This window comes from Pseudomonas fluorescens NCIMB 11764 (assembly GCF_000293885.2).
In the GTDB taxonomy this organism is placed as follows: domain Bacteria; phylum Pseudomonadota; class Gammaproteobacteria; order Pseudomonadales; family Pseudomonadaceae; genus Aquipseudomonas; species Aquipseudomonas fluorescens_B.
The window spans coordinates 2,490,449-2,506,379 of the sequence record NZ_CP010945.1; the positions used below are offsets into that span (position 1 = coordinate 2,490,449).

14 protein-coding genes are annotated in these 15,931 nt (G+C 58.6%); 9 read left to right on the forward strand and 5 right to left on the reverse strand.

Annotation, left to right across the window (positions count from 1 at the left end; all coding sequences use genetic code 11):
- Positions 1-10: 10 nt before the first annotated feature.
- A complete protein-coding gene (locus B723_RS11290; protein ID WP_017336695.1) occupies positions 11-373 on the reverse strand; it encodes an ArsC family reductase in 363 nt (120 codons plus the stop codon).
- Between the two features lie 213 nt (positions 374-586).
- Here B723_RS11290 and B723_RS11295 point away from each other — a divergent pair, with 213 nt between their 5' ends.
- Positions 587-2,212, forward strand: a complete 1,626-nt coding sequence (locus B723_RS11295; RefSeq protein ID WP_017336696.1) for a Na+/H+ antiporter — start codon at positions 587-589, stop codon at positions 2,210-2,212.
- Between the two features lie 36 nt (positions 2,213-2,248).
- On the opposite strand, the gene B723_RS11300 is transcribed toward B723_RS11295, so the two are convergent.
- From B723_RS11300 to map, 4 genes are all read right to left on the reverse strand, one after another.
- A complete protein-coding gene (locus B723_RS11300; protein WP_017336697.1) occupies positions 2,249-2,992 on the reverse strand; it encodes a M12 family metallopeptidase in 744 nt (247 codons plus the stop codon).
- A gap of 158 nt (positions 2,993-3,150) precedes the next feature.
- Positions 3,151-4,350: a succinyldiaminopimelate transaminase gene (dapC, locus tag B723_RS11305; protein WP_017336698.1), complete on the reverse strand. Its 1,200-nt coding sequence runs from the start codon at positions 4,348-4,350 to the stop codon at positions 3,151-3,153.
- Positions 4,351-4,524: 174 nt separating this feature from the next.
- Positions 4,525-7,227 (reverse strand): [protein-PII] uridylyltransferase, encoded by a 2,703-nt coding sequence (locus tag B723_RS11310; RefSeq protein WP_017336699.1) that lies wholly within the window; start codon positions 7,225-7,227, stop codon positions 4,525-4,527.
- Between the two features lie 45 nt (positions 7,228-7,272).
- Positions 7,273-8,055, reverse strand: coding sequence for a type I methionyl aminopeptidase (gene map, locus B723_RS11315; RefSeq protein ID WP_017336700.1), 783 nt, complete (start codon positions 8,053-8,055; stop codon positions 7,273-7,275).
- 373 nt (positions 8,056-8,428) lie between these two features.
- Between map and rpsB the strand changes: the two genes are divergently transcribed.
- From rpsB to rseP, 8 genes are all read left to right on the forward strand, one after another.
- The gene (gene rpsB / locus B723_RS11320; protein WP_007907989.1) at positions 8,429-9,166 is read left to right on the forward strand and encodes a 30S ribosomal protein S2; all 738 of its coding nucleotides are present in this window, start codon (positions 8,429-8,431) and stop codon (positions 9,164-9,166) included.
- A 193-nt stretch (positions 9,167-9,359) separates the two neighbouring features.
- A complete protein-coding gene (gene tsf / locus B723_RS11325) occupies positions 9,360-10,223 on the forward strand; it encodes a translation elongation factor Ts (protein ID WP_017336701.1) in 864 nt (287 codons plus the stop codon).
- A 209-nt stretch (positions 10,224-10,432) separates the two neighbouring features.
- Complete coding sequence (pyrH, locus tag B723_RS11330; RefSeq protein ID WP_003172271.1) at positions 10,433-11,176, forward strand: UMP kinase; 744 nt, start codon at positions 10,433-10,435, stop codon at positions 11,174-11,176.
- The gene (gene frr, locus B723_RS11335; RefSeq protein ID WP_008028968.1) at positions 11,173-11,730 is read left to right on the forward strand and encodes a ribosome recycling factor; all 558 of its coding nucleotides are present in this window, start codon (positions 11,173-11,175) and stop codon (positions 11,728-11,730) included. The genes pyrH and frr overlap by 4 nt, the downstream gene beginning before the upstream one ends.
- Positions 11,731-11,743: 13 nt before the next feature.
- On the forward strand, positions 11,744-12,499 hold the full coding sequence (uppS, locus tag B723_RS11340) for a polyprenyl diphosphate synthase (RefSeq protein WP_017336702.1): 756 nt from the start codon (positions 11,744-11,746) through the stop codon (positions 12,497-12,499).
- Entirely contained in the window at positions 12,499-13,311 is an 813-nt protein-coding gene (locus tag B723_RS11345; protein ID WP_017336703.1) for a phosphatidate cytidylyltransferase, read from the forward strand. Before uppS ends, B723_RS11345 begins: the two co-directional genes overlap by 1 nt.
- Positions 13,308-14,498 carry a 1-deoxy-D-xylulose-5-phosphate reductoisomerase gene (gene ispC, locus B723_RS11350; protein ID WP_017336704.1) on the forward strand — a complete coding sequence of 397 codons (1,191 nt, stop codon included), beginning with the start codon at positions 13,308-13,310 and terminating at the stop codon, positions 14,496-14,498. Before B723_RS11345 ends, ispC begins: the two co-directional genes overlap by 4 nt.
- Positions 14,499-14,551: 53 nt before the next feature.
- Entirely contained in the window at positions 14,552-15,904 is a 1,353-nt protein-coding gene (gene rseP, locus B723_RS11355; RefSeq protein WP_017336705.1) for a sigma E protease regulator RseP, read from the forward strand.
- The last annotated feature ends 27 nt before the right edge of the window (positions 15,905-15,931 follow it).

Genomic DNA, 15,931 nt, shown 5'->3' on the forward strand with positions numbered 1-15,931 from the left:
ACGGGCGGGCTTACTTGAGCGCTGCCGCGTAGATGTCTGGCTTGAAGCCAATCAGGGTTCGGTCACCGAGATCGAGCACCGGGCGCTTGATCATCGAGGGTTGTGCGAGCATCAGTTCGATGGCTTTCGGCTGGTCGAGATCGGCTTTACGTTCGTCGTCGAGCTTGCGAAAGGTCGTGCCTGCACGGTTCAACACCACTTGCCAGCCGTGCTCGTCGCACCATTGGGTCAGGTGTTCACGGTCGATTCCGGCCGTTTTGTAATCGTGTAAGTCATAGCTGACAGCGTGTTCATCGAGCCAGGTGCGCGCCTTTTTCATGGTGTCGCAGGCTTTGATGCCGAAAAGGTGCAACGTTTTGCTTGAAACGGTCAAGGAATTGCCCCCTTTACAGGTGCTGGAAAAAAAAGGTGAAGGATTATGCCATGACCGTCCGGTTAAAGCGCGAAACCCTGTGGGACCGGGCGTGTTCCTACAGGGCTATCAGGCTGTCCGTGCCTGCGTGCGACATTGGTGCAACGGTCAGGCAGTAGGGTAAGCGGCTAATATGGCACTTCAATGCTGTCGATTGTCCGGGAACCACGCTTTATGCAAACCGCTTACACCGTCCTGATCCTGTTGATGCTGGTCAGCGTTTCGCGTCTGGTCGGACGCGTGATCCCGTTACCGTTGCCACTGGTGCAAATCGCCGCGGGTGCCTTGCTGGCCTGGCCGACGCTGGGGCTGCATGTGGCGCTGGATCCCGAATTGTTTCTTTTTCTGTTCCTGCCGCCGCTGTTGTTTTCCGACGGCTGGCGCATGCCCAAGCGTGAGTTGTGGCGTTTGCGCGGGCCGATCCTGACCCTGGCGGTGGGCCTGGTATTGTTCACCGTCGTCGGTGCCGGTTATTTCATTCATTGGTTACTGCCAGGCATCCCGCTGCCGGTGGCTTTTGCCCTGGCGGCGGTGTTATCGCCGACGGACGCGGTGGCCGTCTCGGCGATTTCGCAGAACCGCTTGCCGACGCCGTTGATGCACATGTTGCAGGGCGAGGCGCTGATGAATGACGCTTCGGGCCTGGTGACGTTCAAGTTTGCCCTGGCAGCAGCGGTGACCGGCGTGTTCTCCCTGGCCAACGCCAGCGTGACGTTTGTGTTGGTGGCGGTCGGCGGCCTCGCTGTCGGTGTGGCGCTGAGCTGGCTGGTCGGGCGCTTGCGCTCGTGGATGATCGCTCGCGGCTGGGATGATCCTGCCACTCATGTGGTTTTCATGTTGCTGCTGCCGTTTGCGGCTTATGTGCTGGCGGAACGACTTGGCGCATCGGGCATTCTGTCTGCCGTGGCGGCGGGGATGATGCAGAGTTGGCTCGATCTGCTGCCGCGCCAGACCAGCACCCGGTTGCTCAATCGCAGCGTCTGGTCGCTGCTGGAGTTCGCCTTCAATGGCCTGATCTTCCTGCTGCTGGGGTTGCAACTGCCAGACATCATCAAAGCCGTGGTCAGCCACGAAACGTCTTTGTGGCCGACGTTGCTTTACCGTTGTCTCGACGTGCTGGCGATTTTCGTCGTGTTGGTGGTGTTGCGGTTCGTCTGGGTACAGAGCATCTGGCGTCTGTCGGGACTGTTGCGTCGCTGGCGCGGCAAGGGCGAAATGGTCAACGTGCCGACCGCACGATCCTGCTGGTTGCTGACGGTGGGTGGGGTGCGCGGAGCGGTGACGCTGGCGGGCGTGTTGTCTGTTCCGATGTTGGTAGCGGGTGATGCATTTCCTGAACGAGATCTGCTGATCTTCATTGCGGCCGGGGTCATTCTGCTGTCGCTGATTGCAGCCTGTATCGTGCTGCCCCTGTTGTTGCGTGGCATCGAAAAGAGCCCGGACGACAAACGTCGCAGTGAGGTGCGCGAGGCCTGGCGAAAAACCGCCGAAGCGGCCATTCATGCCCTCGAAGCCGAAGAAGCCAATCCACAGGACGCCGGGCAGGCGGCGCTCGCCGTCGAACTCAAGGCGCGGATCATGTCCGAGTATCGGCATCAGCTGGAGGTGTTCAACGATTCGGCGGAAGCCCAGGCATTGGCGTTTCAGATGGACTTGCTGGAACGGCGACTGCGTTTGAAGGCGCTACGGGCGCAGCGCCTGGAGTTATATAAGCTCAGTCGTCACCACCAGATTGGTGATGACGTATTGCGGGAAGTGCTGGGTGAGCTGGATTTGAGTGAGGCTAACTTGGGTAAGTGAAGTAATGAGTTCTGTGTACTGGTCCTGGATGATAACTCAGGGGTAAATTTGACGAGCGAAGGCTTTATCACCTGCACTGAGTTGACGATTCTCTGGCTGCTCCCAATCGCCGATAGTGCATATATTTAACACTTGGTAGTGCATGATGGAGTGTCGGTCGTAGGCGGTGTAAGTTTGATCGCTGTTACGAGGGAGGGGGAAAAGATTTTTATCTACAGTCTCTTTCGACCAGCCAAAATTCTGTTTGTATAACTGGTAGGTGTTTTCTCTGTTCCAGGGAATAGTCGCATCGGGATGTTGATGTTCATGGGTCAAGCCCAAGGCATGCCCGAATTCATGAATGACAAGCGCTTCATAGCCGATGGAGGTGTAATTTGTTCCCAGCAGCAATGTTGGCTCCGTAGCGGGGGTTGCTCGCGCATCGGTACCAAGTGCCGAGCGTCCGGTGCCGTTGTACAGCCGGGACAGGTAAATCCGGATATCACCTTCGTACAAGTCTTCGTCGTCAACCAGTTCAACGAATTCGAAAGTCAGATTGACGTAGGGTAGCCATTGCTTGATGGCATTTTTGACTATTTCAAACCCGCCATCGTCATAGTCGCTGATAGCGATTTTTAACGTTCTGCCGGGTGCCCAGTATTTAGTGTGTTTGCCGATAGATCGCTTGTTGCGCCCGGATGACGTGTTGGGTGAATTGGCCGGGTTTTCGCTAATGGCGGCTTCATAAGAAGCCGTAATATCTGCGGGTGTTTCTATGAGGCAAGGAGTGATAGTTGTCATTATAACTTCCATGTTGGTTATGTATTTAAGCGGGAGGGTGTTGTGGCTAAAGAGGTTAATCTGAGAGTGTGTATAAATAAAGTTTGTTTTTTGGTTGTGCTGTAACTTTGTATTTGAACAAGCCTGCACTGCGTTGCACAGTGCAGGCTTGACTGATATTACTGGCGGCGAGAAATAAAGTTGTGAATGCGTTCGGCCGCTTCAACACATTCCGCCAGTGGAGCCACCAGCGCCATCCGCACTCGGCCGGAACCCGGATTGAAACCATCAACTTCCCGAGACAGATACGAGCCTGGCACCACAGTCACATGTTCCTCAACGAACAGATCGCGGCAGAACGCTTCATCATCGCCAGCAACGTTCGGCCACAAGTAGAAACCGCCATCCGGGCGTTGCACGTCCATCACCGGGCCGAGGATTTTCAGCACCGCATCATACTTCTCGCGATACAGCGCACGGTTGGCCCGCACATGCACTTCGTCATTCCAGGCGGCAACGCTCGCCAGTTGCGTTTGAACCGGCATCGCGCAGCCGTGATAAGTGCGGTACAGCAGGAAGCCTTTGAGAATGTCGGCGTCACCCGCGACGAACCCCGAACGCAGGCCTGGCAGGTTGGAGCGCTTGGACAGGCTATGGAACACCACGCAACGCTTGAAGTCCTTGCGACCCAATTCCGCACAGGCGCTGAGCAGGCCGGCCGGTGGGGTTTGTTCGTCGAAGTACAGTTCGCTGTAGCACTCGTCCGCCGCAATCACGAAGTCGTATTCGTCGGCGAGGGCGATCAGCTTTTTCAGGGTTTCAACCGGGATCAAGGCGCCAGTCGGATTGCCTGGCGAGCACAGAAACAGGATCTGGCAGCGTTTCCAGATGTCCGGGGAAACGGCATCGAAGTCCGGGTTGAAGCCGTTTTCATCCAGGCACGGCAGGTAATGCGGCTTGGCGCCGGCGAGGAACGCAGCACCTTCATAGATTTGATAGAACGGGTTCGGGCTGACCACCAGCGCATCGTCGCCACGGTTGACCACGGTCTGGGTGAAGGCGAACAGAGCCTCACGCGTGCCGTTGACCGGCAGCACGTTGCGCGCCGGGTCGAGCCAGCCGCTCGGGAGGTTGAAGCGGCGTTCGCACCACGCGGCGATGGCTTCACGCAGCGCCGGAATACCGAGTGTTGTCGGGTAAACGGCCATCTGATCCAGATTGCTGGACAGGGCTTCGGCGACAAAGCTTGGCGAACGGTGCTTCGGCTCGCCGATGGACAAGGCGATAGGGCGTTTGTCCGGGTTTGGCGTGACGCTGCCGAGCAGGGCGCGGAGCTTCTCGAACGGGTAGGGCTGGAGCTGGGTCAGAGCGTTGTTCATCGGGGGCCTCTTTCATTGTGGGGGCGAGCCCTGTGGCGAGTTGGTTTATCCCCGTTGGGGCGCGAAGCGGCCCCGGCATTTCAAAGTTAAACCGCGTTCACGACTGCTTCGCAGCCGAACGGGGATAAATCCCCTCGGCACAGGGTTCGCCCCCACAGGGGGAAATTTGTTAATTCAGATGCTGATTCGCGACATCTTGATATCGGGTTCGTTACTGACGGTCAGCTGCTCAACGATCGCATCCTGCAAGCGGCTGCACAGCAATGGGTCGGACAATGGCTGGTTATTGGCGTCGGTGATGAAGAATACGTCTTCCACGCGTTCGCCGAGCGTCGCAATCTTGGCGTTCTGCAGCGACAGGTCGAACTCCAGGAAAATCGTACCGATCCGCGCCAGCAAGCCCGGCCGATCCGGGGCACTGAGCTCCAGCACCGTCACCGGCCGCTGGGCGTCGTTGTGGATCGTCACCTGCGGTGCAAACGCGAAATGCTTGAGCTGGCGCGGCACCCGTCGCTGGATGATCGTCGGGTAATCGTCCGGGTTGCGCAGGGCTTCGGTCAGGCCTTCGCGGATCTGTTTGACCCGTGCCGGATTATCGCCGATCGAATCGCCGTCAGTGTCGAGCACGATGTAGGTGTCGAGGGTGAACTGACTGCTGGACGTGATGACCCGGGCGTCGTGAATGTTCAGGTTCAACTGATCCATCGCCGCCACGGTCACGGCGAAGAAGTCGTGCTGGTCCGGCGCATAAATGAAGATCTGCGTACCGCCCTCGAACTCGCGCTGGGTGGTTTCCTTGATCAGCACCAACGGCCCGCCATCGGCCGGCTGCTGCAGGATCGCGTCGGTGTGCCAGGCCACGTCGCCGGCAGTGTGACGCAGGAAATAATCATCACCCAATTGCGACCACAACTGTTCGACGTCGTCCGGGTCGTTGCCGCCGCGTACCAGAATATCGAGGGCGGCGCTCTGGGTCTGGCGGATCTGCATTTCACGATCCACCGGATTCTCCAGGCCGCGGCGCAAGGCGCGCTTGGTCTCGGTGTAGAGCTGGCGCAACAGGCTGGCGCGCCAGGAGTTCCACAGTGTCGGGTTGGTGGCGTTGATGTCGGCGACGGTCAACACGTACAGATAATCAAGGCGGGTTTCGTCACCGACGATCTGCGCAAAATCGTGGATCACTTGCGGGTCGGACAAGTCTTTGCGCTGGGCAGTGGTCGACATCACCAAGTGGTTCTGCACCAGCCAGACGATCAGGCGGCTGTCCCACACCGGCAACTGGTGGCGCTGGCAAAAGGCCTCGGCATCCACGGCGCCGATTTCCGAGTGATCGCCATGCCGGCCCTTGCCGATGTCGTGGTACAGCCCGGCCAGGTAGATCAGCTCGGGCTTGGGCAGCTTGCCCATGAGCTTGCTGGCCAGCGGGAATTTTTCCGACACTTGCGTGTATTGCAACTTACGCAAGTGCTTGATCAGGTTCAGCGTGTGCGCGTCGACCGTGTAGATGTGAAACAGGTCATGCTGCATCTGCCCGACAATGAAGCCGAACTCCGGCAGATAACGCCCGAGAATGCCGTAACGGTTCATCCGTCGCAGGTTGCGGTGGATGCCGATCTTGCACTTGAACAGCTCGATGAACAGGCTGGTGTTACGAATATCGTTGCGGAAATCGTCGTCGATCAAATGACGGTTTTCCCGCAGCAGACGAATCGTGTCGGCACGCACGCCCTTGATTTCCGGCTGCTGGGCCATCAGCACGAAAATCTCGAGCATGGCGAACGGCGTGCGGCGGAATACGTTGTCGTTGCGTGCCTCGATGTAACCGTCGTGCAACTGGAACCGCGAGTTGATCGGTTGCGGCGGCGCTTCATCTTCCGGCGCCAGGATGACTTCCTCGAAGTGCTGGATGATCAGGTCGCTGAGCTGCGCGATGCTCATGACCACCCGGTAATACTGCTGCATGAAGTTTTCGATGGCTTGCTTGGCGTCATCGCCCTCGAAGCCCAGCAGGCCGGCAATCGAACGCTGGTGGTCGAACAGCAAGCGGTCTTCGGAGCGACCGGCGAGCATGTGCAGCGCGTAACGAACCTTCCACAGGAATTCCTGAGAAGAGGCCAGCAGGGCATTTTCGCTCTCGACCAGGAAACCTTCCCCGGCCAGTGCCCGCAGGTTCAGGGTGCCGTACTCGCGACGGGCCACCCACAGAATCGTCTGAATATCCCGTAGTCCGCCGGGCGAGCCTTTGACGTTGGGTTCCAGGTTGTATTCGGTGTCGTTGTACTTGTGGTGACGGGCCTTCTGCTCGGCGCGCTTGGCCAGGAAGAAGTCCTTGCTCGGCCACATGTGCGCGGTGCTGGTGACATCCAGCATGCGCTGACGCAGGCGTTCGGGGCCGGCGATGGTGCGGCTTTCCATCAGGTTGGTGATCACCGTCAGGTCGGCGCGGGCTTCTACCGCGCATTCGTCGACGGAGCGAACGCTCTGACCGACTTCCAGGCCGATGTCCCACAACAGCGTCAGAAAACGCTCGATGGAATCACGGAAAACTTCGTGGTCGGCGCTGTCCAGCAGGATCAGCAGGTCGATATCGGAGAAAGGATGCAACTCCCCACGACCGTAGCCGCCGACCGCGACCAGCGCGATGTCGGCGTCTTCGCTCCAGTTGAACTGCTCCCAGGCCTTTTGCAGGATGTTGTCGACGAACCAGGCGCGATCCTCGATCAGTCGGCGAATCTCCCGGCCGCTGCGAAAGCGTCCGTCAAGGACCTCTCGGGCCTGGCGGATCGCCTTTTTGAAAGCAGCGATCGGGCTGGCCTTCAGGGCCAGTTCAGCCTGGAACTGGCCACGGTCGAAGAGTTCGGGATCCACCTGCGGCATCGATTGGCTTTCCTTTCTATAAGGCTGGGAGCGGCGCGGTCCGGATCAGGCCGAAACGCGCGGGATGGTGTCATCGCTGCGCAAGGTGAAGATCTCGTAACCGGTCTCGGTCACTACCAATGTGTGCTCCCACTGTGCCGACAACTTGCGGTCCTTGGTGATCGCGGTCCAGCCGTCGCCCAGCACTTTTGTGTCGGCCTTGCCCTGGTTGATCATCGGCTCGATGGTGAAGGTCATGCCGGCCTTCAGTTCCATGCCGGTGCCGGCGCGGCCGTAGTGCAGGATCTGCGGCTCTTCGTGGAACACCTTGCCGATACCGTGGCCGCAGAACTCGCGAACCACCGAGAAACCGTTCTTTTCGGCGTGCTTCTGGATCACTTCACCGATGTCGCCCAGGCGGCAGCCGGGTTTGACGATCTCGATGGCCTTGTACATGCATTCCTGGGTCACTTGCGACAGGCGCTCGGCCCAGACCGGCACGGTGCCGACGTGGAACATGCGGCTGGTGTCGCCGTGGAAGCCATCCTTGATCACGGTGACGTCGATGTTCAGCGTGTCACCGTCCTTCAATGGCTTCTCGTTCGGAATGCCGTGGCAGACCACGTGGTTGATCGAGGTGCAGATCGACTTCGGGTAGCCCTTGTAGTTGAGCGGGGCAGGAATGGCCTGCTGCACGTTGACGATGTAGTCGTGGCAGATGCGGTCCAGCTCTTCGGTGGTGATGCCCGGCTTGACGTGTTCAGCAATCATTTCCAGGACATCGGCGGCCAGTTTGCCGGCGACACGCATTTTTGCGATGTCCTCCGGGGTTTTGAGGGTGACGGTCATACAGGCTCTCTCTGCGCTCGATGGCGCTTGCTAACACGGAATGGGCAATGTGCGATCGATGTTCGCCGCCCTGAAAAACGCGATTCTAACAGACGATCAGCGCAAATCTGAGCCTCTGTGCATCGCTTCTCTCTATAGATGGGCGCATTCTTGAGCGATTCCAAGGGCGCGGATGAAGGCGCGCGTCAGGAATTGAGAATCCGGGTTCCGTTTTTGCGAGCCCTGTGGTATAAAATGCGCCGCTTTCCGGGGATGCCCCGAAAGGCTTAAATCCACACACGTGTCGACACGATGACCTGGGTGCCTTCAGCTGATGCTGCTGGTTGGTCATTGGGATACGTGGAGGCCAAACCCGACTTATTAAGGAACTATCATGTCCCAAGTCAACATGCGCGATATGCTGAAGGCCGGTGTGCACTTCGGTCACCAGACCCGTTACTGGAACCCGAAAATGGGCAAGTACATTTTCGGCGCGCGTAACAAGATCCACATCATCAACCTTGAAAAAACCCTGCCAATGTTCAACGAAGCTCTGACTTTCGTAGAGCGTCTGGCCCAGGGCAAAAACAAGATTCTGTTCGTTGGCACCAAGCGTTCCGCTGGCAAGATCGTTGCTGAAGAAGCAGCACGTTGCGGTTCGCCGTACGTCGATCACCGCTGGTTGGGCGGCATGCTGACCAACTTCAAAACCATCCGTGCTTCCATCAAGCGTCTGCGTGACCTTGAAGTGCAAGCCGAAGACGGTACTTTCGCCAAGCTGACCAAGAAAGAAGCGCTGATGCGCACTCGCGATCTTGAGAAGCTCGATCGTTCCCTGGGTGGTATCAAGGACATGGGCGGTCTGCCAGACGCTCTGTTCGTTATCGACGTTGATCACGAGCGCATCGCGATCACCGAAGCCAACAAGCTGGGCATCCCGGTTATCGGCGTAGTCGATACCAACAGCAGCCCGGAAGGCGTTGACTACATCATCCCAGGCAACGATGACGCAATCCGCGCTATCCAGCTGTACATGGGTTCGATGGCTGACGCTGTAATCCGCGGTCGCAACCACGTTGCTGGCGGCACCGAGCAGTTCGTTGAAGAAGCTCCGGCAGCTGCAGCTGAGTAATTGACGCCTTGGCGTTGACTCAGTAAGCAAAAAGGGGGCTTGGCCCCCTTTTTGCCACCTCGAAAACCATTTGTCTGGTGGCGCAATTACAGCGTTTGTAACTTGCAGCTGCTAACAAGGGTGGTTCGGGAAGAATTGAACGCCCGTTCGATCGGGTGGAATGGTTGAAAACCTATCCAAGAGGAATTTTGAAATGGCAGAGATTACTGCAGCGTTGGTCAAAGAACTGCGCGAGCGTACTGGCGAAGGCATGATGGACTGCAAAAAGGCCTTGACCAAGGCTGGCGGCGACATCGAAAAAGCCATTGATGACATGCGCGCTTCGGGCGCCATCAAGGCTGCCAAGAAAGCAGGCAACGTAGCTGCTGAAGGCGCGATCGCACTGAAGGAAGACGGTAAATCCGCCGTTCTGCTGGAAGTGAACTCGCAGACCGACTTCCTGGCTCTGCAGGACGACTTCAAGGCATTTGTCGCTTCCAGCGTTGAAAAGGCGTTCGCTGACAAACTGACTGACGTCGCTCCGCTGATCGAAGCTCAAGAAGCCGATCGCCTGGTTCTGGTCGGCAAGGTTGGCGAAAACGTCAACATCCGTCGCCTGGTTCGCGTTGAAGGTGATGTGGTTGGTGGTTACCTGCACGGCAACAAGATCGGTGTTGCGGTTGTTCTGAAGGGCGGCAACGTTGAGCTGGCCAAAGACATCGCTATGCACGTAGCGGCAAGCAACCCTGAGTTCCTGCTGCCATCGGAAGTTTCGGCTGAAGCTATCGAGCGCGAAAAAGCCGTGTTCCTGCAGCTGAACGAAGAAAAAATCAAAGGCAAGCCAGAAAACATTGTTGAGAACATGGTCAAAGGCCGTATCAGCAAGTTCCTGGCTGAAGCGAGCCTGGTTGAGCAGGCGTTCGTCAAGAACCCTGAAGTCAAGGTCGGCGAACTGGCCAAGAAAGCCGGTGCTGAAATCGTTTCTTTCACCTACTTCAAGGTAGGCGAAGGTATCGAGAAGCCGGTCGACAACTTCGCTGAAGAAGTTGCTGCCCAGCTGGCTGCCGCCAAGCAATAAGACGGTTTTTCAACTGTCGCCCTGAAGAGGCTGCCCGCTTACGCGCGCAGCCTCTTTTCAGATGGGGCACCAATTTTTATTGGTTTCCCTTTGGAACTGGCTTACAAAGCCATGTTCCGATGGCGCTGAAGCAGCGCCAAGCTAGAGTGAACGCCAGCTGTAAACAGCTCGCAAAGAATTTTTAAAATACGCCGCAGGAGAGATTCGCAATGGCTCAGCAGGGCAGTGGTTATCAGGCTCGCTATAAACGCATTCTACTCAAGCTTAGCGGCGAGGCCCTGATGGGCTCGGAAGAGTTCGGGATCGATCCGAAAGTTCTGGATCGCATGGCGCTGGAAGTCGGCCAACTGGTCGGCATCGGTGTCCAGGTCGGTCTCGTGATCGGCGGCGGCAACCTGTTCCGCGGCGCAGCGCTGAGCGCAGCCGGCATGGATCGGGTCACGGGCGACCACATGGGCATGCTGGCCACTGTGATGAACGCCCTGGCCATGCGCGACGCGCTGGAACGTGCCAATATCTCGGCCATCGTGATGTCGGCCATTTCCATGGTTGGCGTGACCGATCACTATGATCGCCGCAAAGCCATGCGCCACCTGAACGCCAAGGAAGTCGTGATCTTCGCGGCTGGCACCGGCAATCCGTTCTTTACCACGGATTCGGCAGCCTGCTTGCGTGCGATCGAAATCGACGCTGACGTCGTGTTGAAAGCGACCAAGGTCGATGGTGTCTACACCGCCGATCCATTCAAGGACCCGCATGCCGAGAAGTTCGATCATCTGACCTACGATGAAGTGCTGGATCGCAAGCTGGGCGTGATGGATCTGACGGCCATTTGCCTGTGCCGCGACCACAAGATGCCGTTGCGCGTATTTAACATGAACAAGCCCGGCGCCCTGCTGAACATCGTACATGGCGGCGCTGAAGGGACCCTGATCGAGGAAGGCCAACAATGATCAACGAAATCAAGAAAGACGCTAAAGAGCGTATGCAGAAATCCGTCGAGTCGCTGATGCACAACTTCGGCCGTATTCGTACCGGTCAGGCGCACCCGAGCATTCTGGAAGGCGTGATGGTGCCGTACTACGGTTCCGATACTCCGATCAAGCAAGTGGCGAACATCACCGTCAAGGACGCCCGTACCCTGCAAGTCGTTGCCTTCGAGCGCAACATGCTGGGTGCTGTCGATAAAGCCATCGGCAGCGCCGGTCTGAACCTCAACCCGACCAACCTGGGTGAGCTGCTGCTGATCTCCATGCCGGCCCTGACCGAAGAAACCCGCAAGGGCTTCACCAAGCAGGCCCGCGATGTTGCTGAAGACGCCCGTGTTGCCGTGCGCAACATCCGTCGTGACGCGAACAGCCAGCTCAAGGATCTGGTCAAGGAAAAGGAAATCAGCGAAGACGAAGAGCGTCGCGCCACTGGCGAGATCGATGATCTGACCAAAAAGTACGTGGCTGAAATCGACGCGAATCTGGCGCAGAAAGAAAAAGACCTGATGGCCGTATAAGGGTCGCGTTTTCATGGAAAAGACCAAGCAGGTTGCGCCGTCCGCGGTGCCGCGCCATGTCGCGATCATCATGGATGGCAATAATCGCTGGGCGAAAAAACGCTTTATGCCGGGTGTCGCCGGGCATAAAGCGGGTGTGGATGCGGTTCGTGCAGTGATTGAGGTGTGTGCCGAGGCCAAGGTCGAGGTATTGACCCTGTTCGCCTTTTCCAGCGAGAACTGGCAGCGCCCGGCCGATGAGGTCAGTGCCTTGATGGACCTGTTCTTCAAGGCATTGCGTCGCGAGGCCAAGCGCCTCAACGAAAACAACATCAGTCTGCGCATCATTGGCGACCGTTCGCGTTTTCATCCAGAGCTTCAGGCGGCCATGCGCGAGGCTGAAGCCATGACCGCGGGTGCCAATCGCTTCGTCCTGCAGATCGCCGCCAACTACGGCGGTCAGTGGGACATCGCGCAAGCCGCGCAGCGTCTGGCGCGGGAAGTTCAGGCCGGTCATCTGCGTCCGGAAGACATTACCCCGGAACTGTTGCAAGCCTGCCTGGCCACCGGCGACCTGCCGTTGCCGGACCTGTGCATTCGCACCGGTGGCGAACACCGCATCAGCAACTTCCTGTTGTGGCAACTGGCCTACGCCGAGTTGTACTTCTCCGACCTGTTCTGGCCGGACTTCAAACACGACGCCATGCGCACCGCGCTGGCCGATTTCGCTTCTCGTCAGCGTCGCTTCGGTAAAACGAGCGAGCAGGTCGAGGCTGGAGCCCGGGTTTAATGCTTAAACAACGAATCATCACTGCGCTGATACTGCTGCCGATTGCCTTGTGCGGGTTTTTCCTGCTTGAAGGTTCCGGCTTCGCGCTGTTCATCGGGTTGGTCGTAACCCTCGGTGCCTGGGAATGGGCGCGCCTGGCGGGTTTCGCCGCTCAACCGATTCGCGTCGCCTACGCAGCAGTGGTCGCGTTGATGTTGTTTGTCATGCATATCCTGCCGGGACTTGCGCCCTGGGTGTTGGGTGCCTCGGTGCTGTGGTGGGGCGTGGCGACGTATCTGGTGCTGACCTATCCGCGTTCGAGCGAGCATTGGTCCGCAGCAGCGACCAAATTGGTGATCGGCCTGTTGATTCTCCTGCCGGCATGGCAAGGTCTGGTCGAAATCAAAAAACACGATTCCGGCAATGGCAATCTACTGATTTTGGCCGTGATGGTGCTGGTCTGGGGTGCCGATATTGGCGCCTATTTTTCCGGCAGGGCCTTCGGCAAGCGCAAGCTCGCGCCGCTGGTCAGCCCCGGCAAGAGCTGGGAAGGCGTGTATGGCGGCCTGGCGCTGAGCCTGGTCATCACCGTCATTGTCGGCCTGGTTCGCGACTGGACGGTTGCCGAGCTTTTCAAAGGGTTGATCGGTGCGGCCATTATCGTGTTCATCTCGGTGGTGGGCGACCTCACCGAAAGCATGTTCAAGCGCCAGTCCGGGATCAAGGACAGCAGTAATCTGCTGCCCGGTCACGGCGGTGTGCTGGATCGCATCGACAGCCTGACGGCCGCGATCCCTGTATTTGCTGTGCTGCTGTGGATGGCGGCACCGTGAGCCGCCCGCAGCAGATTACGGTCCTGGGTGCGACCGGTTCGATCGGTCTGAGCACGCTGGACGTCATTGCCCGACATCCCGAGCGGTATCAGGTTTTTGCCTTGAGCGGCTTCACGCGTCTGAGCGAGTTGCATGCGCTTTGCGTCCGGCATGTGCCGCGGTTCGCCGTCGTGCCAGAGCACAACGCCGCCCGGGTGTTGCAGGACGATTTGCGTGCAGCCGGTCTGTCGACTCGCGTGCTGGTGGGGGAGGCGGGCCTGTGTCAGGTCGCCTCCGATCCTGACGTCGACACGGTCATGGCGGCCATTGTCGGTGCGGCGGGCTTGCGTCCGACCCTGGCGGCAGTTGAGGCCGGTAAGAAAATTCTGCTGGCCAACAAAGAAGCGCTGGTGATGTCTGGCGCGCTGTTCATGCAGGCCGTACGCAAAAGCGGTTCGGTGCTGCTGCCGATCGACAGCGAGCACAACGCGATTTTCCAGTGCATGCCACAGGATTTTTCCCGTGGGCTCGGGGTCGTGGGCGTTCGTCGGATCTTGCTGACAGCCTCTGGCGGTCCGTTCCGGCAGACACCCTTGGCCGAACTGGCCGATGTAACGCCTGAGCAGGCCTGTGCGCACCCGACCTGGTCCATGGGGCGCAAGATCTCCGTGGATTCGGCGAGCATGATGAACAAGGGGCTCGAGCTGATCGAAGCCTGCTGGCTGTTCGACGCCAAGCCTTCCCAGGTCGAAGTGGTGATTCACCCGCAGAGTGTGATTCATTCGCTGGTCGACTACATCGACGGTTCGGTATTGGCGCAGCTGGGCAATCCCGACATGCGCACACCGATCGCCAACGCCTTGGCCTGGCCGGAGCGTATCGATTCGGGCGTTGCTCCGCTGGATCTGTTCGCCATCGCACGCCTGGACTTCCAGGCGCCCGATGAAGAGCGTTTCCCATGCCTGCGCCTGGCGCGTCAGGCCGCCGAGGCGGGCAATAGCGCGCCAGCCATGCTCAATGCGGCAAATGAAGTAGCAGTCGCCGCCTTTCTCGACGGGCGGGTTCGCTATCTGGAAATCGCGAGTATCATCGAGGAAGTCTTGAATCTCGAGCCTGTGGTAGCGGTGAATGATCTCGAGGCGGTGTTCACGGCTGACGCGAAGGCGCGAGCCCTGGTTGAGCAATGGTTGAGTCGCCACGGGCGGTAAGTGCTGCAACAGGTTGGCCCATGCAGCACTGGATAGGATTGCGGAGAAAGTAGATGAGCGCGCTCTATATGATTGTCGGCACCCTGGTAGCCCTGGGCGTGCTGGTCACCTTCCACGAATTCGGCCATTTCTGGGTCGCGCGTCGCTGTGGGGTCAAAGTGCTGCGCTTCTCCGTGGGCTTCGGCATGCCGTTGCTGCGCTGGCACGACAAGAAAGGCACTGAGTTCGTCGTCGCCGCGATTCCGCTGGGTGGCTACGTGAAGATGCTCGACGAGCGCGAAGGCGAAGTGCCGGCCGATCAGCTCGATCAGTCCTTCAATCGCAAGTCCGTCCGTCAGCGCATCGCAATCGTGTCGGCGGGGCCGATTGCCAACTTTTTACTGGCGATGATTTTTTTCTGGGTGCTCGCGATGCTCGGCAGCGAGCAGGTGCGGCCTGTCATCGGTGCCGTAGAGTCCGGCAGTATCGCGGCCAAGGCCGGTTTGAGCCCGGGTCAGGAAATTGTCGCCATCGATGGTGAGCCAACGTCGGGTTGGGGTGCGGTCAATCTGCAGCTGGTTCGTCGTCTGGGTGAGAGCGGTTCGCTGCAGGTGCTGGTGCGCGATCAGGGGTCCACAGCGGATTCGCCTCGTGAACTGGTCCTGGATAAATGGCTCAAGGGCGCGGATGAGCCGGATCCGATTCGCTCGTTGGGTATTCGTCCTTGGCGTCCGGCGTTGCCGCCAGTGCTGGCCGAGCTTGACCCGAAAGGTCCGGCGCAGGCAGCGGGCCTGAAAACCGGTGACCGGTTGTTGGCGCTTGATGGCAAGGCGCTGGATGACTGGCAGCAGGTGGTCGATACCGTTCGTACGCAACCAGATACCAAAATCATGCTGCGCATCGAGCGCGATGGTGCTCAAATCGACGTCCCCGTGACGCTGGCCGCTCGTGGCGAGAAGAAAGCCCCCAGCGGTTATCTGGGGGCTGGGGTGAAAGCGATCGATTGGCCACCGGAGATGATTCGCGAGGTCAGTTACGGTCCTTTGGCTGCGATTGGCGAGGGGGCTCGACGCACTTGGACCATGAGCGTACTGACCCTCGATTCACTCAAGAAAATGTTGTTCGGTGAGCTCTCGGTAAAAAACTTGAGTGGACCGATAACCATTGCTAAAGTGGCGGGCGCTTCTGCCCAGTCGGGCGTCGCTGATTTCCTGAATTTCCTTGCTTATCTGAGTATTAGCCTGGGGGTTCTGAATTTGTTGCCCATTCCTGTACTGGATGGGGGGCATTTGTTGTTTTATCTGATCGAGTGGGCGCGTGGTCGTCCCTTGTCGGATCGGGTGCAGGGTTGGGGGATACAGATCGGCATCAGTTTGGTGGTCGGGGTGATGTTGCTTGCTCTGGTCAATGATTTGGGCCGTCTGTAACACTTCGCTGATATTGCGAATCTGCCG